Origin of the sequence: Dactylosporangium fulvum (genome assembly GCF_025137375.1) — a bacterium.
GTDB lineage: Bacteria > Actinomycetota > Actinomycetes > Mycobacteriales > Micromonosporaceae > Dactylosporangium > Dactylosporangium fulvum.
In genome coordinates, this window is sequence record NZ_CP073720.1 from 1,844,795 (window position 1) to 1,870,328 (window position 25,534).

Consider the following 25,534-nt stretch of genomic DNA (forward strand, 5'->3'; position numbering starts at 1 on the left):
GAGCCGATCATGCCCGATGATCCGAGCCAGGCGGATCTCGAGTCGCAGACAAGTGGACCGCGGAGGATCGGTCCCCACGTCGACACGCACCCTAGGATCGCTCGAAGCTTGTGAAGGTCGCCACGACCCGGCCGTCGGGAGCCAGCGCGTCGAGGCGGCCGTGGGCCAGGTTCGCGCTGCGGAACGAGAACGTCCGCACGCCCGGTCCCAGGTCGAGCAGCGGGACGGTGCGTGCCGGCCCGCCGGGTGCCGACTGGAAGCGCAGCTGCGCCACCCCCGCGCCGGCCACGCCGTTGACCCGGACCTTGGTCTTCTCCCGCCGCACGAGGAAGCGCACCGGCTCGCCGGGGAGCGGGGCGGCGCTGAAGTAGAAGTATCGCGGGTTGGTCAGGTCGCTCGCCGAGTACGCCTTGAACGTCGGGTCGGCGCCCGCCGGCAACGGCAGCAGCGCGATCACGGTCAGCGCGACGGCGACCGCGGTCACCGGCCGCAGCCAGGCCCGCGAGCGCCGGACGGTGACGACCGCGGCGCCGCCGAAGCCGGCCAGGCAGACCGCGACGAGGCCGATCGAGCGGGCGTTCTCCAGCAGGAACTGCCAGCCGGGGTACGTCGAGACGCCGCGGAGCACCGCGCCGAGCGACAGCGTCATGACCACGAGCAGCACCACCCCCGCGGCGCGGCGCCAGGCGCCGTCGGTGGCGATGAGCAGCATCGCCGCCAGTACCGTCCAGACCTGGTGGTGCGTCCAGGACACCGGCGAGGCGGCGACGGTCGCACAGCCGACCAGCACCGCCGCCCGGACGTGCTCGCCGTCGCGGTGCAGCCGGCGGGCCCGCAGCATCGTGGCGCCGCAGATGACGGCGATCAGCCCGGCCCAGATGAGCGGCAGGACGGCGGGGGATACCCCGACCCGCATGAGCATGCCGTGCACCGACTGGTTGCCCAGCGACGCGAGGTTGCCGATGCGCGAGGTCTCCAGCATGGTGCCGGACCAGTACGCCCAGCTGTCGGCGGGCAGCAGCGCCGCCGCCAGCAGCCCGCACCCCACGAACGCCCCGGCGGCCCGGGCCGCGTCCTTGTAACGGCCGGTGATCAGGAAGTAGCCGACGAAGAGCAGCGGGGTCAGCTTGATCGCCGCGGCGACGCCGACGAGGATCCCGCGGTACCGCTCCGGCAGCAGCCCCATCGCGTCGACGAGTGCCAGCAGGACGATGAAGATGCTCACCTGGCCGAAGCGAAGGTTGCTCTGCACGGGCGCCGACACCAGCAGCGCACACGCCATGCCGGCCACCGCGAGCGGCCCGAGGCCCAGCCCGCGCCCGACCGACCGGGCGATGACCACGACGGCGGCGCAGGTCAGGGCGAGCCAGAGCAGCTGCACGGCGCCTTCGGGCAGCAGCGTGAGCGGCCGGAACAGCAGGACCGCGAACGGCGGATAGGTGAACGGCCCGCCGTTCTCCGCGACGTAGCCGTAGAGCGGGTCTCCCGCGTTGACGGTCTCCGCGGCGCCGTAGTAGATGTGCAGGTCCGACAGCCGCTGCGCGATCGGCCGCCGCATGACCAGCACGGACGACACCACGGCGACGATCCCGAAGACCGACCAGGTGGCGACGGCTCTGCGCTCCAGCATCGGCTCAGGTTAGTGAGCCTCCGCATAGGGGGCTCGCCGCTGACGCCAAACCGTCATCGGCGGCATCGCCGAGTTCGTGGCGCAGGGTGAGGCCGACCGGGCAGGATGTTCGCCATGGCCATCACGCTGCCGATCGACGACGACGCCAACCAGTTGCTGACGCGCAGCCCGCTCGCGCTGCTCATCGGCATGGTTCTCGACCAACAGGTACCGCTGGAGAAGGCGTTCTCCTCGCCGCACGTGCTCGCGCAGCGGATCGGGCACGAGCCCACCGCCGAGGAGCTCGCCGCCTACGACCCCGAGGCGCTGGTCGAGATCTTCGCCCGGACACCGGCCCTGCACCGGTTCCCGAAGGCGATGGCGGCCCGGGTGCAGGAGGTCTGCCAGGCGCTCGCCGACCGGTACGACGGCGACGCCGCCGGGCTCTGGGCCGGCGTCGAGACCGGGCAGGAGCTGCTCCGACGGGTCGGCGCGTTGCCCGGGTTCGGCAAGCAGAAGGCGCAGATCTTCGTCGCGCTGCTCGGCAAGCAGTACGGCGTGCAGCCCGACGGCTGGCGTGCGGCCGCAGGTGCGTACGGCGAGCAGAGTTCGTACCGCTCGGTCGCCGACATCGTCGACGCCGCGTCCCTGGCCAAGGTCCGCGAGTACAAGCAGACCATGAAGGCGGCCGCGAAGGCGAAGGCCTAGGGGCCCACCCCCGGTGCGGTTGTAACCCGGGGGCCGTAGGGTGCCTACCGTGCTGAAGGGTTTCCGGGATTTCATCACGCGCGGCAACGTGATCGAGCTTGCCGTCGCCGTTGTCATCGGCGCCGCCTTCAACGGCGTCGTCACCTCGTTCACCAAGTCGTTCCTCGAACCGCTGATCAAACTGACCGGTGGCATCGGCATCGACGGCCAGCAGGGCCTCCCGATCGGCAAGCAGGTCCTCGAGTGGCCGACGTTCGTCAACTCGGTGATCACCTTCCTGTTCACCGCGGCGACCGTGTACTTCCTGGTCGTACTGCCGATGAACAAGCTCGCCCAGCGCCGCAAGCGCGGGGTCGCGCCGGAGCCGGAGGCGCCCAGCGACGAGGTACGGCTGCTCACCGAGATCCGCGACCTGCTCCAGACCGGCACCACCGAGCGTGAGCGCAACGTGGGTGGGGTGCACGCGGGCGGTGCTCACTCGGCGCCGGTGAAACCGATGGACGTCTGAGCGCCTCCCTAACGGTCCGGGCCGCAGGCGTGGCAGACTCGGGGTAATGGCACGCAGGGAACGTCCCCAGCTGATCACCGACGCGGCCCGCAGTCCCGAGCAGGAGCTCCGCGAGCGTGAGGTGCGCTACGTGCTCATGATGCTGCTCCGGGCCGTCTGCGTGGTGGTCGCGGCCATCCTGGTCGCGACCCGCCCGCCGCTGCTCTGGCTCTGGCTCACCCTGTGCATCGTCGGCGCGGTGGTCCTGCCGTGGGCCGCGGTCCTCCTCGCCAACGACAAGGCCCCGCGCCCCGAGCACCAGCTCCGCAACAAGCTCCACCGCCGGCCCACGTCCCATCCCGACCCGGCCCACGCGCTCCACGACCGCGAGCACCGGGTCATCGACGTCGAGAAGTGACCGCCGCTCAGCGGGTCACGGCCGGCCGCCGAGCCGGCTGACGGCGGCCGCGCCGAGCTCGTTGCCCCGCCGCAGGGCCTCCTCCGGCGGTGCGCCACCGAGCCACGCCGCCAGATAACCGGCGGCGAAGGCGTCACCTGCCCCCGTCGGATCCACCACCTCGCCCACCGCCACGGCGGCGACGTGCACAGGTGACCCCGCCGTCCGGGCCGTCCAGGTGGCGCCGCCGGCGCCCGACTTCACGACCACCTGGCCGGCGTGCTCCAGCAGGGCCGTGGCCAGCTCGCCGGGGGTGCCGTCCGAGCCGGCGATCACCCGCGCCTCGTCGAGGTTGGCCAGCAGGAGGTCGGCCCATGGCAGCGTCTTCGCGCCCGCGTGCGCCAAGGGAGCGGCCGACGCGGCGTCCAGACTCGTGGTCATGCCGCGCCGCCGCGCCTCCTCCAGCGCATGACGTCCCGCCGGCGCGCAGTCCGGGTCGAACAGCACGTATGCCGACAGGTGCAGGTGCCGGGCACCCGGATGGTCGAGAGCCCGGTCCGCGTCGGCGGGGGACAGGAGCCGGTTGGCGCCCCGGTCGGTGAACATCGTGCGCTCGTTGCCCGAGGTGAGCACAACGACCGTGCCGCTGCCTGCGCCGGACACCCGGCGGACCGACGTCCGCACCCCGGCGGCGTGGAGCTCGGCGAGCCGCGCGTCGCCCGGCTCGTCGGCGCCGGCCACCCCCGCGAACACGACGGGGTGGCCGGTCGCCGCCAGCCAGGCGGCGGTGTTCGCCGCGGAGCCGCCGCCGCTGATCCGCACGGCGGCGATGGTGTCCGATCCGATGGCGAGGGGGCCCTCGTGCACGGTCAGGATGTCGGTGACCACGTCACCGAGCACGACGACCGTCACAGGGCCGCCGCGATGCGGGCCGCCAGCTGGGCGTTGCGCAGGATGATCCGGACGTTGACGTCGAGGCTCTTGCCCTCGGTGGCCGTGTGGAAGTGCGCGAGGAGGTACGGGGTGACCTCCTTACCGGTCACGCCGTCCCGCGCGAGTCCGGCCAGGCCCTCGGCGAGCACCCGATCGTGCAGCGCCGGGTCGAGCTGCTCGTCGGCCGGGAGCGGGTTGGCCACGACCAGCGCCCCGCCGTGCACCTCATGGGTGCGCGCGGCACGGATGATCTCGGCGACGCTCTCCGGGTCGGCGACGGACCAGTCGAGGTCGAAGCCGGCGTCGGTGAGGTAGAAGCCGGGGAACCGCCGCGTGCCGTAGCCGACGACGCTGACGCCGAGGGTCTCCAGCCGCTCCAGGGTCGCTCCGACGTCGAGGATCGACTTGACGCCCGCGCAGACGATCGTGATCGGCAGGCGGGACAGGGCGGTCAGGTCGGCCGACTCGTCGAACGTGGCCGAGGCGTCGCGGTGGACACCGCCGAGGCCGCCGGTGGCGAACACCGGGATGCCGGCCTTCGCGGCGATCGCCGAGGTGGCGGCGACCGTGGTGGCGCCGTCGGCGCGGGCCGCGGCGGCCGGGGCCAGGTCACGCACGGACAACTTGACCACGTCGTCGCTGCCGGCCAGGTGGTGGATCTCACCCTCGTCGAGGCCGACCACGATCTCGCCGCCGATCATGCCGATCGTGGCGGGGACGGCGCCCTCGGCCCGTACCGTCGCCTCGATCTCTTTCGCGACGGTCAGGTTGGCCGGGCGCGGCAGCCCGTGCGAGATGATCGTGCTCTCGAGCGCGACGATGGGCGCGCCGGCGGTGCGGGCCGCCTCGACTTCGGAGCCGAACCGGATGGCGTGGTTGATCACCAGCCCACCATAGCCCCGCCTCGGCGGGCCGAACCTCGTCGAGCCTGGCAGACTGGGAGCCGTGACGACCACACCCGAGAACGGTGGCGGGACCCTCCTCGACGAGCAGGTCGAGGAACGGACCGACTACCGATACGACGACGGCGACCACGAGAAGTTCGCGCACTACGTGCCGAAGGACAAGATGATGGAGGCCATGGTCAACGGCACTCCGGTCCGCGCGCTGTGCGGCAAGCTCTGGGTTCCCACGCGTGACGCGAGCCGGTTCCCGGTGTGTCCGGTGTGCAAGGACATCTACGAGAACGTCGTCCAGAACGACGATCCGTCGTAGTGACGTTCGGCGCGTGCCGGGGTCTCACCGGCGCGCGCCCGCTAGGCTGACGAACGCCTTCGAGGTCCACGACCCGGAGGCGTTTTCATGCGTGGTCGTCTCGAGGGGGTCGCATGCCGCCGCGTCCGGTGGTGCAGCAAGGTCAGACGCTCCGGGTGTGGCAGCGCAAGGCGCTCATGGAGTACCTGCGCGGCAAGCGCGAGGACTTCCTGGCGGTCGCGACGCCGGGCGCCGGCAAGACCACGTTCGCGCTGCGGGTGGCCCTGGAACTGTTCGCCGACGGCACGATCGACAACGTGACCGTGGTCGCTCCGACCGAGCACCTGAAGACGCAATGGGCAGAGGCCGCGGCACGGGTCGGCATCGACCTCGACGCCGGGTTCCGTAACTCCGACGTCCACGCGTCGTCCGACTTCCACGGCACCGTCGTCACCTATGCCCAGGTCGGCATCGCGCCGGCGGTACACAAGCGGCGCACGATCACGCGGAAGACCCTCGTGGTCCTCGACGAGATCCACCACGCCGGCGACTCGCGCTCCTGGGGCGACGGGGTGCGGGCCGCGTTCGAGCCGGCCGTGCGGCGGCTGATGCTGACCGGCACGCCGTTTCGTTCCGATGACAATCCGATCCCCTTCGTGCAGTACGAGCGGGGCATGGACGGCCTGCAACGCTCGCGCGCCGACACCGTGTACGGATACGCCGACGCGCTGCAGGACGGCGTCGTCCGGCCGGTGATCTTCCTGGCGTACTCGGGTGAGACCCGCTGGCGCACCTCCGCCGGTGACGAGCTGGCCGCGCGGCTCGGCGAGCCGATGACGCAGGACCTCATCGCGCAGGCCTGGCGGACCGCTCTCGACCCGACCGGCGAGTGGATGCAGCAGGTCCTGCGCGCGGCCGACGCCCGCCTGCAGAACCTGCGCGCCGGTGGCATACCCGACGCGGGCGGCCTGGTGATCGCGAGCGACCAGCAGTCGGCCCGCTCCTACGCGAAGGTCCTCGGCGAGATCACCGGCGAGAAGGCCGTGGTCGTCCTCTCCGACGACGTCGGCGCCTCGGGCCGGATCGCGGCGTTCTCCGCCTCGCAGGAGCGGTGGATGGTCGCCGTCCGCATGGTGTCCGAGGGCGTCGACATCCCGCGGCTGGCCGTCGGCGTCTACGCGACGAGCGCGTCGACCCCGCTGTTCTTCGCCCAGGCCATCGGCCGGTTCGTCCGCGCCCGCCGCCAGGGCGAGACGGCCACGGTGTTCGTGCCCAGCGTGCCCCACCTGCTGGAGCTCGCCAGCGAGATGGAGGCCCAGCGCAACCACGTCCTCGGCGAGCCGAAGACGAAGGACGGCCTCGACGACGACCTGCTCGAGCGCGCCCAGCGAGCCGAGGACGCGAGCGGCGAGCTGGAGAAACGCTTCGAGGCCCTGTCCGCGACGGCCGAGCTCGACCAGATCATCTTCGACGGCGCGACCTTCGGCCTGCCGGCACAGACGGGGACCCCTGAGGAGGAGGAGTACCTCGGGCTGCCCGGCCTGCTGACCCCCGACCAGGTGTCGGCGCTGTTGTCGAAGCGCCAGGCGGAACAGCTCGCGGCCCAGAAACGCAGCGCTCCGGCCGCGACGATCGCGGAGCCGGCCCCAGCGCAGCAGCCCCGCACCGCGGGCGAGCGCCGGATCGTCCTGCGCCGCCAGCTCAACACCTTGGTGGCCGCTCACCACCACCGCACAGGCCTGCCGCACGGCAAGATCCACGCCGAACTACGCCGCCTGTGCGGCGGCCCGCCCAGCGCCCAGGCGACGATCGAGCAGCTGGAAGAGCGGATAGCCACGGTCCAGACCCTGTAGTACCTGCCCCGGCGTCCCACCTCGACCAGCACCCCATGATCATGGGAAACATTCTGCTGCCTGGGCGACCGAATCTTTCCCTGGATCATGAGCGCCTCCGCCGGTCGGCGCCAGACGCGAGGCCCAACACGAAGGCCAAAGCCCGGGGCCCGCCTGACGGCGGGGCCCGAGCCCACACGACGGCAGAGCCCGGGTCCGTTCGACGGCAGGGCCGAGCGTGCTTGGCGGTAGAGCCCGAGTTCGCTTGGCGGTGGGGTCAAGCGTGCTTGGCGGTAGAGTCCAGGTTCGGTCGACGGCAGGGCCGAGCGTGTTTGGCGGTAGAGCCCGGGTTCGCTTGGCGGCGGGCCAAGTCTGCCTGACAACAGAGCCTGGGCCCGTCTGACGGCGAGGCCGAGTCCGCTGGATACCGGGCAGGCCCGTCTGGTCACAACATTTCCGGCATTTCGACGACGGGACCCAACTCGCTGGGTCGGGCAGGCTCGCATGGTTGCGACATTTCCGACATTCGGGGGTGGTCTGGTGCCAATTCAAGTTGACCTTGGTCGATTTCGGTGCCTATGACCACTGAAATCGACCAAGGTCAACTTGCGGCGGCGCGGAGCAGGGTTGAGTGACCCGAAATTTCCGATAAATCGGGCGGAGATTGGGAGTCCGGAAGGGCTGCGGGGAACTGCGGAGGAGTCGGCGGACCGAGGGCGGCTGGGCGCGCCGAGGACAGCCAGCCCCGCGTATTGCGGACAACCAAGTGCACCGAGGAACGGGTCCGCCGAGTCTGGCCCGGGAGTCCGGCCAGGAGCCGGCTCGCCGAGCCTGGTCTGGGAGTCTGGTCCGGGAGTCTGGTCCGGGACCGGGTCCGCCGAGCCTAGTCCGGGAGTCCGGCCAGGAGCCGGCTCGCCGAGTCTGGTCCGGGAGTCTGGTCCGTCGAGCCTGGCCCAAGAGTGGGTCCGCCCAGGGCTGGACGGGACCGTGAGGTCGGGACCGTGGGGCTAGGGCTGTGAGGCCGGAACTGTTGGGGTGGAACCGTCGGGGCTGCGGTTCTCGCCCTGGGGTGGGCTGGAAAGACTGCAGGGCATCCCCGGAGGGACGCCCTGCGACGTAGGTATTTTGGTCAGCTGGCCGAAAGCTCGGTCCCGCGCCACGTGAAGTCTGGGGCGACGGCTACCTCTACCGCGATCTTGACCAGCTTGTCGGCGTACTTGTTGGCGTGATGTCCACAGAAGATCAGGTCGCCGCCTTCGGCGAGCCGAACTCGGAGTTTCCCTGCCGCGTTGCAGCGGTCGCACCGTTCATCGGCGGCGGGGGGTGCCGCCGTCTCCGGTGGCGGCGTGAGGGTCGGGGTCATCGCCTTCCTCCTCTGATCGTCACCGACGAACGCTTCCTTGCGTCGTTCACAGTTGGTTCAACACCAGGTTGCCCGACATCGTTCCCAGGTGGTGTGCGGGACCGATGTCACATTTCCGTCGAGCTTCGCGGAGGTCGGTGCAACCCCCGCTACGCCTTCCTATCGCGCCCCGGCTGCGATCACAAGTGGGTTGGCGCGTCGCCACGGGTCTGGAATGCCCTCAGTGACCCGAAACACACCCGGGCCGCCCCAAAAGGGACGGCCCGGGTTCGCCACGAGCGAAAACTCAGTCGAGGTAGTCCCGGAGGACCTGCGAGCGCGACGGGTGGCGCAACTTGGACATCGTCTTCGATTCGATCTGGCGGATCCGCTCGCGCGTCACGCCGTACACCTGGCCGATCTCGTCGAGCGTGCGAGGCTGGCCGTCGGTGAGCCCGAACCGGAGCCGCACCACGCCGGCCTCGCGCTCCGAGAGCGTCTGCAGCACCTGCTGGAGCTGGTCCTGCAGGAGCGAGAACGACACCGCGTCGACCGCGACGACCGCCTCGGAGTCCTCGATGAAGTCGCCGAGCTGGCTGTCGCCCTCGTCGCCGATCGTCTGGTCCAGGGAGATCGGCTCACGCGCGTACTGCTGGATCTCCAGCACCTTCTCCGGCGTGATGTCCATCTCCTTCGCCAGCTCCTCCGGGGTGGGCTCGCGGCCCAGGTCCTGGAGCAGCTCGCGCTGGATGCGGCCGAGCTTGTTGATCACCTCGACCATGTGCACCGGGATGCGGATGGTGCGGGCCTGGTCGGCCATGGCGCGGGTGATGGCCTGTCGGATCCACCAGGTGGCGTAGGTGGAGAACTTGTAGCCCTTGGTGTAGTCGAACTTCTCGACGGCGCGGATGAGGCCGAGGTTGCCCTCCTGGATGAGGTCCAGGAACGCCATGCCGCGGCCCGTGTACCGCTTGGCGAGCGAGACGACCAGCCGGAGGTTGGCCTCCAGCAGGTGGTTCTTGGCGCGCTCGCCGTCGCGGGAGATCCACATGTAGTCCCGCGAGGCGGGCATCGTCATCGGCTCGCCCGACTCCTCGGCCGCCCGCAGGCGCTCCGCGGCGTAGAGGCCGGCCTCGATCCGCTTGGCGAGCTCGACCTCCTGCTCCGCGTTGAGCAGGGGAACCTTGCCGATCTGCTTCAGGTAGGCCCGCACGGAGTCGGCCGACGCGGTGAGCTCGGCGTCGCGCCGGGCCTGCTTCAGCGCCTCGGACTCGTCGTCGTCCCACGCGAAGTCGTCGTCGGTCGCGGTGGCTTCGGCATCCGCCTCGGCCTTGGCGACTTCGGACGGCTCCTCGACGACGACGTCCTCGATCTCGGCCGCCAACGCCTCGGCGTCGAGCTCCTCGAGATTCGGCTCGTCGCCGCCCGCGGTCGGGGCCGCAGGGTCCGCGGCCTCGCCGGGGGACGCCTTCTTCGTGACGGCGGCCTTCTTGGCGGGCGCCGCCTTCGTCGTGGCCTTCTTCGCCGGCGGGGCCTTCTTGGCCGGAGCGGCGGGTGCAGCGTTGGGCGCCTCGGGCGCGGCCTTCTTCACGGGGACCTTCTTCACCGCCGTCTCGTCCTGTGGGGAGTCGACAGCTGTCAGCGGCTTGGGCGGCGGCTTGCGGGCCGGTGCGGCCTTGGCGGTGGCCGCCTTGGATGCCGGGGTGGCCGACCGGGCGGCGGCAACCTTGCGCCGGCCGTGCGCGGAGTCGTCGACCACGACGGTCACACCCGCCTCAGCCAGGCTCCGGAGCAGCTTCTTCGCATGCGCGGGGGTTACGTCTGCGGTGTCGACCGCCTGCGCGACCTCCGCCGACGTGAGGTGGCCTCCGTTGGCGGCGGCACGCGCGATCAGCGTGTCGGCGAGGGAGCGTACGTCGACGCTGGGCTGGTGAGCTGCTGTCACGAACGACCTTCCGGTGCGATGAGCGAGCGACGGCCGATGCGGCCGGGTTCGCGCACGGCGCGGCCGTGCTGAGTGGCCGGGTTGCTTTGGTGGCGCCCGTGCGCTGTGCCTCCGGGGTGGATTCACAAGCGACAGCGGGCAGCGCGTGAATTGTAACGCTCTCTCGCGCCAACATCCCGCCTTGTGGGCCCCTGACTCGCCTGTTGTGACCGAACGGATGGGCTCGAATCGGACCGTGGGGGGCTTTGTAAGGATGGTGACCATGGAACTTCTGGCTCTCGCCGTCTCCATCGTCCGTTCTGCGGCGGCGCTCGCCAACAAAATGCGGGCCGAAGGCGTCGCGGCGGTGGCGACCAAGTCCACGGCCACCGATGTGGTCACCGCCGCCGACCGGGCGGTCGAGCGCCACGTCCGCGAAGCGCTGCTCGCCGCCCGGCCCCATGATGTGGTACTGGGTGAGGAGTTCGGTGGCGGGCAGGGTGAGGCCCCGGTGCGCTGGATCCTCGACCCGATCGACGGCACCGTGAACTACCTCTACGACCTGCCGCAGTACGCGGTCTCCCTGGCCGCGGAGGTGAACGGCGAGGTGGTTGCCGGGGTGGTCCGCAACGCGGCCACCGGCAAGGAGTGGACCGCCGTCCGTGGCGGCGGGGCGTTCACCGGCGACCGGCGGCTCACCGGCTCGGCCGAGACCGACCTGTCACAGGCGCTGGTCGGCACGGGCTTCGGCTACGCGGCGGAACGGCGCCTGCACCAGGCCAAGGTGCTCGCGGGGCTGATCGGCGACGTCCGTGACGTGCGCCGGATGGGCGCCGCGTCGATCGACCTGTGCCTCGTGGCGGAGGGCAGCCTCGACGCCTACTACGAGAAGGGCCTCAACCCGTGGGACCACGCCGCGGGCGGCCTCATCGCCGCGGAGGCGGGTGTGCTGGTGACCGGCCTCGACGGCGCGCCGCCCGGGCCGGACATGGTGGTCGCGGCACCGCCGGTGCTGCACGCACCGCTGCACGAGCGCCTGGTGAAGCTGGACGCGGCCGGCGGGCCGTGACCGTCACCCGTCGGCCGCGCAGGTGCCCTCGGGCAGCGTCGGGTTGCCCAGGGCGCCGATCGCCTGGTTGACCTCGGTGGTGGTGGGCAGCTGCTGGAACCGGCCGCCGATGATCACGTCGACCCAGTCGTCCTGCCGCGCCTTGTCGAACTCGTAGCGGGCCTGGTTGAGGAAGTATGCCCGCACCAGCCACGAGGCGCCCACGGCCTTTGGCCCGAAGCGGATGTAGGCCACCTGGTCAGTGGGCTTGTTCACTGCCGGGCTGGGCTGTGCGGTCTGGACCTTCGCCTCCTTGAACTTGCGGGCGAGGAAGTCCTGCGACACGTTGCCGGCCAGGCCGGGCTTGCTCGTGGCGTTGTAGATGTTGAGCTTGACCTCTTCGGGGGTCGGCAACTTCGCGTTGACCACGACGGCGCCCTCGGCGCACTTCTCGGCGGACTGCGGACCGCTCTGGCGGTCCTTGACCAGGGCGACGACCACGAAAACCGCTGCGGCGACGACCAGGATGCCGATCACCACGAGTGCTCTGACTCGCGCAAAACTCATGGTCTGCTCCCGCGCCGCTACGACTCTGTCACCAGAAGGACGCTCTGGCTGCCGGAGAGGTTAGCGCCTGCCGGCCGTCGATGTTGAAGTCCTACCCGACATACCACAAAGTTCCCACTCGCCGTTGCGGTACGACTCCCCACAGAGACGGTCGGGTGGCGGTATCGTCGCATCGCCGCGGCGCGGGGACCCGTTCGGCGCTGGAAGATCGTTGTGTCGCCTCGGTCACATTGGGAACAAGTTTCCGCGCGTGGGCGTACAACAAACGGCACAAGGGCGGTAAGGTACGCCGCCCGTTGGACGTTACACCGGGCGCGAAACCTACCGGCGACACGAAATAGGAGTGTGAACACCGATGGCCACCGACTACGACGCGCCACGACGCGACGAGGTCGACCTCGGGGAGGACAGCCTCGAGGAGCTGAAGTCCCGCCGGACGGACGCACAGTCCGCGATCGTCGACGTCGACGACTCCGACATCGCGGAGAACTTCGAACTGCCGGGTGCCGACCTGGCCGACGAGGACATGACGGTGAAGGTCCTGCCGATGCAGGCCGACGAGTTCCGCTGCTCGCGGTGCTTCCTGGTGCACCACCGCAGCCAGCTGGCGGTCGAGCGCAACGGGGAGCTGATCTGCCGCGAGTGCGCGTGATCCGGATGTTGATCACGCGGAGGTGGCGCAGGCGTGCTTGAGTCATAAACGGCAACGGTCCGCATCCCCCGGAGGTTGACGATGGTCCAGTCGGTGCCCGCCGACGAGGCGGCCGAGAACGAGCCCGTCAACGAGGCGGAGCTCACCAATGCCGTCACGGCCCTCACCGAGGAGGACACCGCCCCCAACGAGCGACGGCGTCAGTTGGGCCGCCTCGTGCGGCTGGAGGTCCGCGAGCGCGGGGTCAAGGACCTGTTCCGCCCGAAGAGGGCGATCAACTGGGTCACCGACTCAGTGACGAGGGTCGCGCCGCACATCCCCGTGCGCGACCTGGAGACCCTGAAGGCGCACCACGGCGGTCTCGAGGGTGACGCGCTCGCCGAGCGGCTGATCCGCAACGCCTCACGGGTCACCGCGGGCATCGGCGCCGCCGGCGGCGGTGTGGCCGCGGTCGAGTGGGCCGTGACACCCTCGCTGCTCTCAGCCCCTGTCCTGCTGGCGGCCGAGACGGTGGCGGTCGTCGCGGTGGAGATGAAGCTCATCGGCGAGCTGCACGTGGTCTACGGCCGGCCTATCGAGGGCAACGGCACCCAGCGCGCGCTCTCGCTGATCCAGGCCTGGGCCGAGCGCCGCGGAGTCAACCCCCTGCGCATCGGCGGCAGCGTCGCCGCCGCGATGAGCACCGCGCTGCGCAAGGAGCTGCGCGACCGGCTGCTGAAGCGCTTCGGGCGCAATCTGAGCACCCTGGGACCGTTCCTGACCGGCGCGGCGATCGGCGGCTTCCTGAACCGCCGGGCGACGCTCGCGCTCGGCGCGGACATCCGCAAGGACCTGCGGGAGTCAGCGAACCCGCGCGTCATCGAGGGCTGACCGCAGCGCCTCCGGGTGGCGGGTGCTGATCAGCCAGTACGGCGTGGGATCGGCATCGTCGAGCACCTGCACACGCACAGCGCCGCCGATCCAGGGTCGCTGGACGACGAAGGCCTCCGGATCGGCGTAGGGGCCGAGCAGGTCCCGCTTCTCGGCTGCGGACACAGCCGTCACCTCGCCGACGTACCGCAGGGGGATGTGCGCGTCGTCGACCCGCAGCTCGCCGTTGGACACCTCGACGCGGATGCGGCCCAGCCACCACAGCCCCACGGTGGCCAGAGGCAGCAGGACGAGGTACGGGATCCAGGTCGCCATGCCGGGTGCCCCCAGCCTGACCTCGGCCGCCAGCAGTCCGGCGAACGCCACCGCGGGCAGCCAGAGCCACCAGGCGACGGTGAGACGCTCACGGTACGGGTTCAGCTGTGCCACGAGTGCGAGGGTACGTGTTCACGCGTCCGGAGGACCCGGCAGGATGGAGGCATGGTGACGGAGGTGCTCATCAAGCGGCTCGTGCCCGATCTGCCGCTCCCGGCGTACGCACACCCTGGCGACGCCGGCGCCGACCTGGTCGCGGCCGAGAGCGTTGAACTCGCCCCGGGCGAGCGGGCGCTGGTCCGCACGGGCATCGCGATCGCCCTGCCCGAGGGCTACGTGGGCCTCGTGCACCCGAGGTCCGGGCTGGCGGCCCGGCTCGGGGTGACGGTGCTCAACGCGCCGGGGACGGTCGACGCCGGGTACCGGGGCGAAATCCTGGTGAACCTCGTCAATCACGATCGGGTGACCACGGCGAAGATCAGCCGAGGTGACCGGATTGCGCAGCTTGTGATTCAACGCGTGGAGCGGGCACACTTCCACGTCGTCGATGACCTTCCCGATACTGTGCGCGGGGCTGGTGGCCACGGGTCCACCGGCGGGCATGCCGGACTGGCGCCGGCAGCGAACTTGGAGGCAGAGCAGTGATCTTCTCGCGCAATCGCGGGAGCGGACGGCACGCCAAGGCCGACACCCGTCCGGGTGCGGCGCGCCGGGCAGAGTCCGACCTCGACCCCATCGAGGGCGACGACGAGGTCGAGGCCCCGGTGAGCGGCAAGTCCGAGCGGGCCGAAGGTCCGTACGACGTCACCGAGGCTCCCGACGGGATCGCCCAGCTCGACCTCGGCGCGCTGAAGGTACCGGCGGTCGACGGTGTCGAGGTCCGGGTCCAGGCCGACAACGACGGCAAGATCCAGCAGATCGTGCTCGTCACGGGTGAGAGCGCATTGCAGCTGGGCGTGTTCGCCGCGCCGCGCAGTGAGGGCATCTGGGACGAGGTCCGCGGCGAGATCCGCAAGCAGCTGTTCAACGACGGCGTCGCGGCCGAGGAGATCAGCGGCGACTACGGCACCGAGCTTCGCGCCCGGGTCCGCACCCCGGAAGGGCTGACCGACATCCGGTTCGTCGGCGTCGACGGGCCGCGCTGGCTGGTTCGCGCCGTCTTCCAGGGCCCGGCCGCGGCCGACCCGTCGGTCGCCCCGCCGCTGCTGGAGTGCCTGCGCAACCTGGTCGTCGACCGGGGCCACGAGGCGATGCCGGTGCGCGAGCCGCTGCCGCTGCGCCTGCCCAAGGAGGTCACCGAGGGTGCGGCCGGGCCGGACCAGGCGGACGCGGGGGACCCGGCGGCTTCGGCGGACCCGGCGTCGGGTGGGGCCCCGGCCAACGGCGAGGAGCCCGGGCGCAGAAAGCCGTCACCTCGGCCTCGTCGCAAATAGCGGAATTGCGCGTACCGTCGTATTGAGGGTGTCATGACAGCCAAGGAGGGTGGCACCGTCATCATGGCCACGGACAGCGACAACGCGGTGGAGCAGCGAGGACTGCGAAAGTTTCTGCGCCGCCTGACCGCGAGCGAGGCAGAACTCGACGCCGAGGAACTGCAGCGCGACGCCAAGGAGTGCGGGAGCATGCCGGCGCTGGCCTGCCGCCGGGGTCAGGTGGTGAGCCTGAAGGGACGGCTGCGCACCGTCGTCTACACCCCGCGCACCAACCTCCCTACGCTGGAGGCGGAGCTCTTCGACGGCAGCGATCTGGTCACACTGGTGTGGCTGGGCCGGCGGCACATCGCCGGCATCGAGCCGGGTCGGGCGATCACGGCGAAGGGGCGCATTGCGGTCCGCGATGGCCGTAAGGTGCTCTACAACCCGTACTACGAGCTCGATACCCCTCGATAAACCGACGCGGATGAGGCCGGATGCAGCCAGGCGACAAGACCAGCACCCAGACCGAGGAGGAGCAGCTCCCGTCCTTCTCGGTCCAGATGTCGGAGCAGCTGGGCGGGGTGCGCGGGCTCATCGAGTCCAGCATCCCGATCACGCTCTTCATCGTGGTCAACTTCCTCGGCGACCATTTCAAGTGGTGGTCCCTGCGCACCTCGCTGATCATCGCGGTGGGCGCGGCGCTGTCGATGGCGGCCTACCGGCTGAGCCGGCGTGAGCCCACCCGGCACGCCTTCAACGGCGTGTTCGGCATCGCCGTCGGCGCGTACATCGCCTGGAAGAGCGGCGACGCGAAGGACATCTACCTGCCGGGCATGTTCCTCAGCGCCGGCTACGTCGTCGGCATGCTGGCGTCGGTCGTGTTCGGCCGGCCGCTGGTCGGCTGGCTGTGGTCGGTGATGCTGGACAAGGGCGAAACCCGCTGGTACGACAACTCGCGCCTGCGCCGGGCGTTCGTCTGGCTGACGGTCCTCTGGGCGTTCGTCTACGCGGCGAAGCTGGGCGTGCAGGTGCTGCTCTACCTCGACACCGCCGAGAACGCCGACGATCTGCTCGGTGTGGCCCGGCTGGCGCTGGGCTGGCCACCGTACGCGCTGCTGGCCGCCCTGACGGTCTGGCAGGCCCGCCGAATCCTGCGCAGCGAGGCGGCGGAGGACGAGAGGGCCAACACGAAGGCGGAGCCCGAGCCCGCCTGACGGCAGATCCCGAGCCCGCTGGACAGCGGACTGCTGGGCGGGTGAGGCCCGAACCCACTGGGATGCAGAGCCCGAGCCCGCTGGACACCGGCAGGCCCGTTCGGTCGCGACGTTTCCGACATTTGCGGGCGATCTGGAGCCGATTGAAGTTGACCTTGGTCGATTTTGGTGCCTATGGCCACTGAAATCGACCAAGGTCAACTCGTGGTGGTCGATCGACCCGAAATTTCCGATAAATCGGGCACCAGGTGGGGATGCGGAAGGCTACGGGAACTGGCGGGGAGTCGGCTGCCCGCAAGGTCCGCCGTGAAGGCTGGCAGGGGAGTCGGCGGCCCGCAGGACTGCCAGGAAGCCGGAGGGTTGGCGAGTCGGGAAGTCCGGGGAGGCTGACGACCGGAGAGTCAGCGGGCTGGGAAGTCCGGGAAAGGTGGTGCCGCTTTCCCGAGGTCGAGTCGGTTCGCGGCGGCGAGTCGGTTCCCGGGGCGAGTCGGGCGCGGGGTGTCGCTGCGGGGCGGCGAAGTCGAGGGCTAGTGGTGCTTGTTTCGTGTCTTTTCGACGCTGTCGGCGCCCAGGATCACGGCACGGACGGCGTCCTCCACCTCGGACGTCACTACGAAGATCAGCTCGTCGCCGGACTCCAGCGGGTCGTCCGGGGTCGGGACCAGGACTCGCCGGCCGCGCAGGATCGCGACCAGGGCTGAGTCGTGGGGGAGGGGGACGTCGCGGACCGGGTGGCCGACGTACGGGGCCGACTCGGGCAGCGTGATCTCCACCAGGTTGGCCTCGGACTGGCGGAACGTCATCAGGCGGACCAGGTCGCCGACCGACACCGCCTCCTCGACCAGCGCGGCCATGAGTCGCGGCTTCGAGACGGAGACGTCGACGCCCCACTGCTCGTTGAACAGCCACTCGTTCTCGGCCCGGTTGATCCGGGCCACCACCCGCGGCACCGCGAACTCGGTCTTCGCCAGCAGCGACACCACCAGGTTGACCTTGTCGTCGCCGGTCGCGGCCACCACGACGTCGCAGGAGGAGAGGTCGGCCTCCTGGAGGCTGGACAGCTCGCACGCGTCGGCGAGGATCCACTCCGCGGCCGGCACCCGCTCCGGGCGCACCATGCGCGGCACCCGCTCGATCAGCATGACCTGGTGACCGTTGTCGACCAGTTCCTTGGCGATGGAGCGGCCCACGTTGCCGGCCCCGGCGATCGCGATCCGCATCGGTCAGTGTCCCCCTTCGGGCGCCGAGCTGGTGACCTTGCTCACTGGGTCGGTCATCTCGTCGGTGACGAGCATGAAGGCCAGGTCGCCGTCCTGGATCACGGTCGACTCGGTCGGCAGCATCGCGAGACCGAAGCGCATGAGGTAGGCGAGGCGGGCGCCGCTGCGCCGCTCCAGCGCGCCGACGGTGTGGCCGATCCAGTCGGGGTGCATCGGCACCTCGACGATCGAGACCGTGCTGGTCGGGTCGCGCCAGACCTCGACGTTGCCCTCGGGGACCAGGTGGCGCAGCATCCTGTCGGCCGTCCAGCGCACCGTCGCCACCGTCGGGATGCCGAGCCGCTCGTAGACCTCGGCGCGCTTCGGGTCGTAGATGCGGGCCACGACCCGCTCGACGCCGAACGTCTCGCGCGCCACGCGGGCCGAGATGATGTTGGAGTTGTCGCCGGAGGAGACCGCGGCGAAAGCGTCGGCCCGCTCGATGCCGGCCTGCAGCAGCACCTCGCGGTCGAACCCGACACCGGTGACCGTCGTGCCGGCGAACTCCGAGCCCAGCCGGCGGAAGGCGTCCGCGTCGACGTCGATCACCGCGACCGTGTGCCCGCGATTTTCGAGGATCTGCGCCAGCGTGGATCCCACGCGGCCGCACCCCATGATCACGACGTGCACGTCCCCGCCTCCGTGTCGAATGAGCACTCGCCGTTGAGCATGTCATGGTCCGGCCAGACCGGTGCATCGGGAGGCGTGATAGCCCGTACGCTTAGACGTCGTGGCCAGTTCCACCTCCCTGTTGAAGCGGCTGCTCCTGGGTCGACCGTTCCGCTCGGACCGGCTCAAACACACGCTGCTGCCGAAGCGCATCGCGCTTCCGGTGTTCGCCTCCGACGCCCTCTCGTCGGTGGCCTACGCCCCCGACGAGATCCTGCTGACGCTCTCCATCGCCGGCGCCTCGGCGTTTTTGATCTCGCCGTGGATCGGTGTCGCCGTCGCAGTGGTGATGCTCACAGTTGTCGCGAGCTATCGGCAGAACGTGCACGCCTACCCGTCGGGCGGCGGCGACTACGAGGTGGCGTCGGTCAACCTGGGCCCGCGCTTCGGCGTGGCGGTCGCGAGCGCGCTGCTCGTCGACTACGTGCTGACCGTGGCCGTGTCGACCGCCTCGGGCGTGGCGAACCTCGGCTCCGTCGTCCCGTGGGTCGCCACCCACAAGGTCGTCATCTCGATCATCGCGATCGCGCTGCTGACCGCGATAAACCTGCGGGGCATCCGGGAGTCGGGTGCGGCGTTCGCCATCCCGACCTACGGGTTCATGATCGTCATGATCGGCATGCTGGCGACCGGCTTGATCAAGATCTTCGTCCTCGGTGAGGACCTGCGGGCGCCCAGCGCCGGCCTGGTCATCCACGCCGAGGAGGCACACATGACCGGGCTCGCCATGGCCTTCCTACTGCTGCGGACGTTCTCCTCCGGCTGCGCCGCGCTGACCGGTGTCGAGGCCATCTCCAACGGCGTCCCGGCGTTCAAGGAGCCCAAGAGCAAAAACGCGGCGACCACGCTGCTGCTGCTCGGCACGATCTCGATCACCATGCTGCTCGGCATCATCCTGCTGGCCCGCAAGACCGGCCTGCAGTTCGTCGAGAGCCCGGACCAGATCGTGAGCGGCCCCGCCAACTACGTGCAGAAGACCGTCACCACACAGCTCGGCGAGACGGTGTTCGGCGCCGGATCGATCATGCTCTACGTGGTCGCCGTGATCACCGCGCTGATCCTGTTCCTGGCCGCCAACACCGCCTTCAACGGCTTCCCGGTGCTCGGCTCGATCCTCGCCCAGGACCGCTATCTGCCCCGCCAGCTGCACACCCGCGGCGACCGGCTCGCGTTCTCCAACGGCATCGTCCTGCTGGCACTGGCCGCCATGGTGCTGATCATCGGGTTCAACGGCGAGGTCACGCGCCTGATCCAGCTGTACATCGTGGGCGTCTTCGTCTCGTTCACGCTCTCCCAGGCGGGCATGATCCGGCACTGGAACCGCCAGCTGCGGACCGTCCGCGACAAGCAGATCCGCAACCGCATGATCCGCTCCCGCACGATCAACATGATCGGGCTCTCGATGACCAGCGCCGTGCTCGTGGTCGTGCTGGTCACCAAGTTCCTGCTCGGTGCGTACATCGCCATCATCGCGATGATCGTCATCTACTTCCTGATGGTCGGCATCAAGAAGCACTACGACACCGTCGCGCGGGAGCTGACGCCCTCGGAGGACCGGCCGGTCCTGCCGTCGCGCAACCACGCCGTCGTCCTCGTCAGCAAGGTGCACCGGCCCACGCTGCGCGCCGTCGCCTACGCGCAGGCCACCCGGCCGGACAGTCTCACCGCACTGACCGTCAACGTCGACGACCACGACACCCGGCAACTCCAGCAGGACTGGGAGCGCCGTGGCATCCCGGTCCCGCTGACGGTCGTCGACAGCCCGTACCGGGAGATCAACCGCCCGATCCTCGACTTCGTGCGCAACAAGCGCCGCGACGCGCCACGTGACGTGGTGACCGTCTTCATCCCCGAATACGTCGTCGGGCGCTGGTGGGAACACCTCCTGCACAACCAGAGCGCGCTGCGGCTCAAGGGCCGGCTGCTCTTCGAGCCCGGCGTGATGGTCACGAGCGTGCCGTGGCAGCTCAGCTCGCTGCAGGACGTCGACCTCGACAAGATGGACGCGACGCTGAGCCGCGGCCCGAAGCGCGGCCCGCGCTCGCCCTCCACCGCGCCGGCCGCGACTCGGTCCGCGACCGCGACCACGACCACCACCGCGCCACCGGAGCACCGTGATTCTTGAGCTGGAGATCGGGCCGGTCGCGCACGGCGGCCACTGCGTCGCACGGCACGAGGGGCAGGTCGTCTTCGTCCGGCACGCCCTGCCCGGCGAGCGGGTGCTGGCCCGGGTGACCGACGAGAAGCGCGGCTTCCTGCGCGCCGACGCGATCGAGATCCTGCTGGCGTCGCCCGACCGCGTCATCCCGCCCTGCCCCTTCGCCGGACCGGGTGCCTGTGGGGGCTGCGACTGGCAGCACGCCGACCCCGGCGCCCAGCGCCGGCTCAAGCAGCACGTCATCGAGGAGCAGTTGGCGCGCCTCGCCGGCATTTCCGCGACGGTACCGGTGGAGCCGCTGCCCGGCGGGCCGCTCGGCTGGCGGACGCGGGTCCAGTACGCCGTCGGCCGGGACGGACGGCCCGGGTTCCACCGGCACCGCTCGTCCGACATCGTCCCGGTCGACCGCTGCCGGATCGCGCACCCGGCCGTGCAGGCGCTGCCCGTACTGCGGGAAGACTGGCCGCCGGGATCGTCGGTCGAGGCCGTTCGCTCCTCGGCGGGTGACACGGCCGTCATCACCCGTAACTCCCGCACCGGCGGGATCACGTCGCCCGTGCCGAAGGTCCGCGAGACGGTCGGCGACCGCACCTGGAACCTCGACGCGAGCGGCTTCTGGCAGGTCCATCCCCACGCGGTGACGGCCTTCACCGAGACGGTGCTCGACATGCTGCGGCCGGCCGAGGGCGAGCGGGCCTGGGACCTGTACGGCGGCGCCGGTGTCTTCGCCGCCGCCCTGGCACCGCACTGCGGCCCGGTGACCGTGGTCGAGGCGGACCGCCGCGCGGTGGCCACCGGGCAGCGCGCGCTGCGCGACCTGTCGAACGTCCGCTTCGCCCAGGGTGATGTGGCCGCCGTGCTGGCGAACCCGAACTGGCGCAGCGTCGACGTGGTCGTGCTGGACCCGCCCCGGGCGGGCGCCGGGCGCGCGGTGGTCGAGGCGATCGTGGCGCGCTCGCCGCGAGCGGTGGCCTATGTGGCCTGCGACCCGGCGGCCTTCGCCCGCGACGTCCGCACGTTCCGCGACCACGGCTACGACCTCACCGGGGTCCGCGCGTTCGACAGCTTCCCGATGACCCACCACTTCGAGACGATCGGCCTGCTGGAGCGGCGCTAGCGCCGGCGCTTCAGCGTCCGCTCGTAGTCCTGGAACCGGGCCTTCGCGATCACCGTCCGGGTCGCCGAGCGGAAGACGATGCCCTCCGGCCGGCCCTCCAGGTCGCCGTCCAGGGCGACCCTCGTCGCCGGCAGCGACGACCGCAGCAACGCCAGCATGTCCTCGATCGCAGCCGGCAGCTCGGCGCCGGGCACGCGGAACAGGCGCGGGGTCAGCGCCAGGTCCGCCTTCGACGCCAGCGCGGCCAGCTCCTCCTCGCCGGCGAACGGCTGGCCGCCCGACTCGCGCCACGCCGGGATCCGCTCCGCGGGCCAGGCCAGCGGCGCCTCCCAGGCGGCGAGCTCCAGCACGTCGAAGAGGCCCCAGCCGAAGCGGGCCGGGTCCTTCGTGTACTGCCGGGCCGCACCGCCGACCTTCCCGCCGTACAACTCGAGGAAGAACACCCGCAGAACACCGTCGTGGGCGTCGGCCAGCCGCTCGGCAACCGGCTTGAGCTGCTCGACGATGCCGAGGGCGGGGTTGCCGATCAGGTCGCCCTGCGCGTACAGCAGCTCTTCCCGCGAACCGATCAGGTACGTGCCGTCGGGCAGCATGATCAGCCGGCTGTTCGTCCCGTCGACCTTCTCCGTCGCGATCGCCTCGTCCGGGAAGGACGTCGCGGCCGGCAGCAGGCCGCCGTTGCGCGGGTCCAGCTCGTGGTACGTGGGAATGGACGGGTACTTCGTCAGCGAATTGAGCACCCGCAGGTCTGCACTGCGCACGTCGAACGTCGTCACGCATCCATCATCGGGAGCCGGGGCAAGCCGATATTTATTCGCACGACGCCGGATCGATCACGCGCTACCTTCGATGTCGCACCGCCCGGTGCGCAGCCCACGGTTACTTCTTTTTTGGGAAAAGACACCGTTCCCGTGGGCGCTGGGATCTCGGGCCGGTGCCCGAAAACGTCACGTCGAGGCTGCCCGGTGCGCAGGCGCCGGTTCCTTCGGGTTCGAATCCCGCACCCCGCTCCACGAGGGTGCAGCTCGACTTGGCCGAGCATTGCTGTGCCGTCGCCGGCAGGACCTCGGGCCGCCCAGGCGCGACGTTTTCGGGCATGCCCGTAAATGGGGGATACGCAATGGCGAAGCTCAATGTGAAGAAGGTGAAGGCGGCGCTCGGTGCGGGACCGCTGCGGGGCGCCGCGCGCCCGGCCGGACGCACCTACGAGGGCGGCGCGGGATACGGCCGCGACCTCAAGTCGGAGCTTTTCCTGCTGGCCGTGACGAACATGGTCGGCGAGCAGACCTTCTACGAGTCCGCCGGCGACCGGGACAGCCGGTATGCCCAGCTGGTCCGCGCCGCGGCCGTCGAGGACCCGGACTGGACCGCGCGGTTCCTCGGCTGGCTGCGCACCGGCGCGAACATGCGCACCGCCTCGATCGTCGGCGCCGCCGAGTTCGTGCGCGGGCGCCTGCTGGCCCGAGTGCCGGGCGACGGCGAGAACCGGCGGGTCGTCGCCGCGGTGCTCCAGCGCGCCGACGAGCCGGGGGAACTGCTCGCCTACTGGATCTCGCGGTACGGCCGGGCGGTCCCCAAGCCGGTCAAGCGCGGCATCGCCGACGCCGTCCAGCGCCTCTACACCGAGCGCAACCTGCTCAAGTACGACACCGCGACCCACGCGTTCCGCTTCGGCGACGTGCTCGACCTGACCCACCCCACCCCGGCCGCACCGTGGCAGGGTGACCTGTTCCGGTTCGCGCTCGACCGCCGGCACAACCGGGAGGACCGCACGGTCCCGGAGTCGCTGCGGATGATCGCGGCGAACGGGCGGGTGCGTGCCGAGGGCAAGGCGGCGCTGTTCGACCCCGAGCGGCTCGAGAGCGCCGGCATGACCTGGGAGGACGCGCTGTCGCTCGCCGGAACCGGCGTGGACAGGGCCGCCCTCTGGACGGCGCTGATCCCGTCGATGGGCTACATGGCACAACTCCGTAACCTGCGGAACTTCGACCAGGCCGGGGTGTCCGACGAGGTCGCGGCGCGGGTCGCGGCGCGGCTGGCCGACCCCGGCGAGGTGGCGCGGTCGCGGCAGCTGCCGATGCGGTTCCTGTCCGCGTACCGGGCCGCGCCGTCGCTGCGGTGGGCGTACGCACTGGAGCGCGCGCTCACGCTCAGCCTCGACAGCGTCCCGGCGCTGCCCGGGCGCACCCTGGTCCTGATCGACACGTCCGGCTCGATGAACTCGGGCTTCTCCCGCGACGGCACGCTGATGCGGTGGGACGCGGCGGTGGTGTTCGGGGTGGCGCTCGCGGCCCGGTGTGCCTCGGCGAAGGTCGTGTCGTTTTCCGACCGGACCACCGTGTTCCGGCTCCGCAAGGGTGAGTCGGTGCTGCGGGCGATCGAGCGGTTCCGGTCCGAGGGCCACTTCCACAACGGCGGCACGGACACGGCGCGAGCGGTGCGCGAGCACTTCGCCGGCCACGACCGGGTCGTCATTCTCACGGACGAGCAGGCGTCCCACGCCGGTTCGGTGGACAAGGCGGTACCGGCGACGGTGCCGATCTTCACCTGGAACCTGGCGGGCTACCGGCTGGGGCACACCCCCTTGACCGTGAACCGCTGGACGTTCGGCGGCCTGACCGACGCCGGCTTCGGGATGATCCCGCTGCTGGAGTCGGGCCGGGACGGAACCTGGCCGTTCTGAGCGGCGCCGTAGACTCCCCCTGTCCGTTTCACAGGCAGGGGGAGTCATGGCAACGCTGCGCGAGCGGCTCGCCGACGAAGTGCCACTGGTCGCGGTGAGCTTCGGCGACGACGACGCCGAGCGGGACGCGGCCCAGGTCCGTGACCGGCGGGTCGACGTCGCCGAGCTGCGCATCGACTGGTACTCCTCCGTGGAGCCCGACCACGTGCTCGACCGGGTGCGCCGGTTCCGCGGCCTGCCGACCCTCGCCACGATCCGGTCGAAGGCCGAGGGCGGCTACTGGCCGGGCAGCGAGGCCGAGCGGCTCCGGCTGTTCGAGGCGGTGCTGCCCGAGGTCGACGCCGTCGACGTCGAGCTGTCCTCCGAGGAGATCCTGCCCGGGGTCGTCGCCGCCGCACGCCGGCACGACCGGCTCGTCGTCGTGTCGCACCACGACTTCACCGGCACGCCGCCGGCCGGACGGCTCGCCGAGATCACCGAGGGCGCGGTGGCCGCCGGGGCCGACCTGGTGAAGATCAGCACGATGGCGCACGGCCCCGACGACCTGCTGACGCTGGCGGGGCTGCTCACGCGGCACAGCTCCCTGCGGCTGATCATCATCGGCATGGGCGCCGAGGGCGCCGCGTCGCGGGTGTTCTTCCCGCTGCTGGGCTCGCGGATCACCTATTCGGCGATCGGCGGGCGGCCGGCGCCCGGGCAGCTGCCGTTCGACGAGACGGTGCGGCAACTGGAGACGTTCTCCCCGCGGTTCGCGGAGCGCCGCCGTGGCTGAACCGCGCCGCGATCCCTGGCGGGCCGTCCGCAAGTCCGTCGCGCAGGTGATCGTGCTGTTCACGGTGGTCTACCTCTTTGTCTTCGGCCGCGCCGTGCTCGGCGTCGGCCGCTCCCGTGACATCGAGCGCAGCACCGCCGCCTGGACGGTGTGGACGGCAGGGATCGCGCTGATGGTGGCCGGCTCCGCGCTTGCGGTGCAGCTGCTGCGCGGCAAGGAGCCGGCGGTGACGGGGCGCCGGACAATCTGGTGGTGCGCCGGCCTGTGGGCGGTCGGGGTCGCGCTGGCATTGATCTATTCGACGATGGTGACTCCGCCGACGCGGTGACCCATGCCCACCCATACAGCGAATGATCAATCACCGTGGGC

General features: G+C 70.8%; 27 protein-coding genes. 17 read left to right on the forward strand and 10 right to left on the reverse strand.

The features are described 5' to 3' along the window. Positions 1–91: 91 nt before the first annotated feature. Positions 92–1,630 carry a glycosyltransferase 87 family protein gene (locus Dfulv_RS08585; RefSeq protein WP_259862108.1) on the reverse strand — a complete coding sequence of 513 codons (1,539 nt, stop codon included), beginning with the start codon at positions 1,628–1,630 and terminating at the stop codon, positions 92–94. Positions 1,631–1,744: 114 nt separating this feature from the next. On the opposite strand from Dfulv_RS08585, the gene Dfulv_RS08590 reads away from it, so the two are divergent. Genes Dfulv_RS08590 through Dfulv_RS08600 form a run of 3 tightly spaced genes read left to right on the forward strand, consistent with a single transcriptional unit; the run spans position 1,745 to position 3,222 of the window. After that, positions 1,745–2,317, forward strand: a complete 573-nt coding sequence (locus Dfulv_RS08590) for an HhH-GPD-type base excision DNA repair protein (protein WP_259862109.1) — start codon at positions 1,745–1,747, stop codon at positions 2,315–2,317. A 49-nt stretch (positions 2,318–2,366) separates the two neighbouring features. Then, complete coding sequence (gene mscL / locus Dfulv_RS08595) at positions 2,367–2,825, forward strand: large conductance mechanosensitive channel protein MscL (protein ID WP_259862110.1); 459 nt, start codon at positions 2,367–2,369, stop codon at positions 2,823–2,825. A 46-nt stretch (positions 2,826–2,871) separates the two neighbouring features. Next, on the forward strand, positions 2,872–3,222 hold the full coding sequence (locus Dfulv_RS08600) for a DUF3099 domain-containing protein (RefSeq protein ID WP_259862111.1): 351 nt from the start codon (positions 2,872–2,874) through the stop codon (positions 3,220–3,222). A 15-nt stretch (positions 3,223–3,237) separates the two neighbouring features. Here Dfulv_RS08600 and Dfulv_RS08605 read toward each other — a convergent pair whose 3' ends face one another. Both Dfulv_RS08605 and Dfulv_RS08610 read right to left on the reverse strand, forming a co-directional pair. Then, positions 3,238–4,113 (reverse strand): carbohydrate kinase family protein, encoded by an 876-nt coding sequence (locus Dfulv_RS08605; protein WP_259862112.1) that lies wholly within the window; start codon positions 4,111–4,113, stop codon positions 3,238–3,240. After that, positions 4,110–5,018 (reverse strand): pseudouridine-5'-phosphate glycosidase, encoded by a 909-nt coding sequence (locus Dfulv_RS08610; RefSeq protein ID WP_259862113.1) that lies wholly within the window; start codon positions 5,016–5,018, stop codon positions 4,110–4,112. The genes Dfulv_RS08605 and Dfulv_RS08610 overlap by 4 nt, the downstream gene beginning before the upstream one ends. A gap of 61 nt (positions 5,019–5,079) precedes the next feature. Here Dfulv_RS08610 and Dfulv_RS08615 point away from each other — a divergent pair, with 61 nt between their 5' ends. Together Dfulv_RS08615 and Dfulv_RS08620 are read left to right on the forward strand one after the other, a co-directional pair. Then, complete coding sequence (locus Dfulv_RS08615; RefSeq protein WP_259862114.1) at positions 5,080–5,349, forward strand: DUF3039 domain-containing protein; 270 nt, start codon at positions 5,080–5,082, stop codon at positions 5,347–5,349. Positions 5,350–5,462: 113 nt separating this feature from the next. After that, positions 5,463–7,181, forward strand: a complete 1,719-nt coding sequence (locus Dfulv_RS08620) for a DEAD/DEAH box helicase (protein ID WP_259862115.1) — start codon at positions 5,463–5,465, stop codon at positions 7,179–7,181. Between the two features lie 1,108 nt (positions 7,182–8,289). On the opposite strand, the gene Dfulv_RS08625 is transcribed toward Dfulv_RS08620, so the two are convergent. Both Dfulv_RS08625 and Dfulv_RS08630 read right to left on the reverse strand, forming a co-directional pair. After that, positions 8,290–8,523 (reverse strand): DUF7455 domain-containing protein, encoded by a 234-nt coding sequence (locus Dfulv_RS08625; protein ID WP_259862116.1) that lies wholly within the window; start codon positions 8,521–8,523, stop codon positions 8,290–8,292. A 286-nt stretch (positions 8,524–8,809) separates the two neighbouring features. Beyond that, on the reverse strand, positions 8,810–10,447 hold the full coding sequence (locus Dfulv_RS08630; protein WP_259862117.1) for an RNA polymerase sigma factor: 1,638 nt from the start codon (positions 10,445–10,447) through the stop codon (positions 8,810–8,812). Between the two features lie 262 nt (positions 10,448–10,709). Between Dfulv_RS08630 and Dfulv_RS08635 the strand changes: the two genes are divergently transcribed. Further along, a complete protein-coding gene (locus tag Dfulv_RS08635; protein ID WP_259862118.1) occupies positions 10,710–11,495 on the forward strand; it encodes an inositol monophosphatase family protein in 786 nt (261 codons plus the stop codon). A 3-nt stretch (positions 11,496–11,498) separates the two neighbouring features. On the opposite strand, the gene Dfulv_RS08640 is transcribed toward Dfulv_RS08635, so the two are convergent. Then, positions 11,499–12,041, reverse strand: a complete 543-nt coding sequence (locus Dfulv_RS08640) for a LytR C-terminal domain-containing protein (RefSeq protein WP_259862119.1) — start codon at positions 12,039–12,041, stop codon at positions 11,499–11,501. A gap of 355 nt (positions 12,042–12,396) precedes the next feature. Here Dfulv_RS08640 and Dfulv_RS08645 point away from each other — a divergent pair, with 355 nt between their 5' ends. Together Dfulv_RS08645 and Dfulv_RS08650 are read left to right on the forward strand one after the other, a co-directional pair. Next, positions 12,397–12,693, forward strand: a complete 297-nt coding sequence (locus Dfulv_RS08645) for a DUF4193 domain-containing protein (RefSeq protein ID WP_238015955.1) — start codon at positions 12,397–12,399, stop codon at positions 12,691–12,693. An 81-nt stretch (positions 12,694–12,774) separates the two neighbouring features. After that, positions 12,775–13,563, forward strand: coding sequence for a hypothetical protein (locus Dfulv_RS08650; RefSeq protein WP_259862120.1), 789 nt, complete (start codon positions 12,775–12,777; stop codon positions 13,561–13,563). On the opposite strand, the gene Dfulv_RS08655 is transcribed toward Dfulv_RS08650, so the two are convergent. Beyond that, entirely contained in the window at positions 13,534–13,992 is a 459-nt protein-coding gene (locus tag Dfulv_RS08655) for a DUF3093 domain-containing protein (RefSeq protein ID WP_259862121.1), read from the reverse strand. The genes Dfulv_RS08650 and Dfulv_RS08655 overlap by 30 nt on opposite strands. A 51-nt stretch (positions 13,993–14,043) precedes the next feature. Here Dfulv_RS08655 and dut point away from each other — a divergent pair, with 51 nt between their 5' ends. From dut to Dfulv_RS08675, 4 genes are all read left to right on the forward strand, one after another. Further along, entirely contained in the window at positions 14,044–14,523 is a 480-nt protein-coding gene (gene dut, locus Dfulv_RS08660) for a dUTP diphosphatase (protein WP_406567949.1), read from the forward strand. Then, the gene (locus tag Dfulv_RS08665) at positions 14,520–15,311 is read left to right on the forward strand and encodes a DUF3710 domain-containing protein (protein ID WP_406567950.1); all 792 of its coding nucleotides are present in this window, start codon (positions 14,520–14,522) and stop codon (positions 15,309–15,311) included. Before dut ends, Dfulv_RS08665 begins: the two co-directional genes overlap by 4 nt. A gap of 63 nt (positions 15,312–15,374) precedes the next feature. Next, positions 15,375–15,767, forward strand: a complete 393-nt coding sequence (locus tag Dfulv_RS08670; RefSeq protein ID WP_259867556.1) for an OB-fold nucleic acid binding domain-containing protein — start codon at positions 15,375–15,377, stop codon at positions 15,765–15,767. A gap of 20 nt (positions 15,768–15,787) precedes the next feature. After that, positions 15,788–16,507: a DUF3159 domain-containing protein gene (locus Dfulv_RS08675; RefSeq protein ID WP_259862122.1), complete on the forward strand. Its 720-nt coding sequence runs from the start codon at positions 15,788–15,790 to the stop codon at positions 16,505–16,507. 527 nt (positions 16,508–17,034) lie between these two features. On the opposite strand, the gene Dfulv_RS08680 is transcribed toward Dfulv_RS08675, so the two are convergent. Both Dfulv_RS08680 and Dfulv_RS08685 read right to left on the reverse strand, forming a co-directional pair. Beyond that, positions 17,035–17,727, reverse strand: coding sequence for a potassium channel family protein (locus Dfulv_RS08680; protein ID WP_259862123.1), 693 nt, complete (start codon positions 17,725–17,727; stop codon positions 17,035–17,037). Positions 17,728–17,730: 3 nt separating this feature from the next. After that, entirely contained in the window at positions 17,731–18,396 is a 666-nt protein-coding gene (locus Dfulv_RS08685; RefSeq protein ID WP_259862124.1) for a potassium channel family protein, read from the reverse strand. 100 nt (positions 18,397–18,496) lie between these two features. On the opposite strand from Dfulv_RS08685, the gene Dfulv_RS08690 reads away from it, so the two are divergent. Both Dfulv_RS08690 and Dfulv_RS08695 read left to right on the forward strand, forming a co-directional pair. Further along, positions 18,497–20,560 carry an APC family permease gene (locus Dfulv_RS08690; RefSeq protein WP_259862125.1) on the forward strand — a complete coding sequence of 688 codons (2,064 nt, stop codon included), beginning with the start codon at positions 18,497–18,499 and terminating at the stop codon, positions 20,558–20,560. Further along, positions 20,550–21,710, forward strand: a complete 1,161-nt coding sequence (locus Dfulv_RS08695; protein ID WP_259862126.1) for a class I SAM-dependent RNA methyltransferase — start codon at positions 20,550–20,552, stop codon at positions 21,708–21,710. The genes Dfulv_RS08690 and Dfulv_RS08695 overlap by 11 nt, the downstream gene beginning before the upstream one ends. On the opposite strand, the gene Dfulv_RS08700 is transcribed toward Dfulv_RS08695, so the two are convergent. After that, positions 21,707–22,486, reverse strand: a complete 780-nt coding sequence (locus Dfulv_RS08700) for an RNA ligase family protein (RefSeq protein WP_259862127.1) — start codon at positions 22,484–22,486, stop codon at positions 21,707–21,709. The genes Dfulv_RS08695 and Dfulv_RS08700 overlap by 4 nt on opposite strands. Positions 22,487–22,830: 344 nt before the next feature. Between Dfulv_RS08700 and Dfulv_RS08705 the strand changes: the two genes are divergently transcribed. The 3 genes from Dfulv_RS08705 to Dfulv_RS08715 are packed head-to-tail and all read left to right on the forward strand — an operon-like array spanning position 22,831 to position 25,493. Beyond that, positions 22,831–24,393 (forward strand): TROVE domain-containing protein, encoded by a 1,563-nt coding sequence (locus Dfulv_RS08705; protein ID WP_259862128.1) that lies wholly within the window; start codon positions 22,831–22,833, stop codon positions 24,391–24,393. Positions 24,394–24,439: 46 nt separating this feature from the next. Continuing rightward, positions 24,440–25,165, forward strand: coding sequence for a type I 3-dehydroquinate dehydratase (aroD, locus tag Dfulv_RS08710; protein WP_259862129.1), 726 nt, complete (start codon positions 24,440–24,442; stop codon positions 25,163–25,165). Continuing rightward, a complete protein-coding gene (locus Dfulv_RS08715; protein WP_259862130.1) occupies positions 25,158–25,493 on the forward strand; it encodes a hypothetical protein in 336 nt (111 codons plus the stop codon). Before aroD ends, Dfulv_RS08715 begins: the two co-directional genes overlap by 8 nt. Positions 25,494–25,534 lie beyond the last annotated feature (41 nt).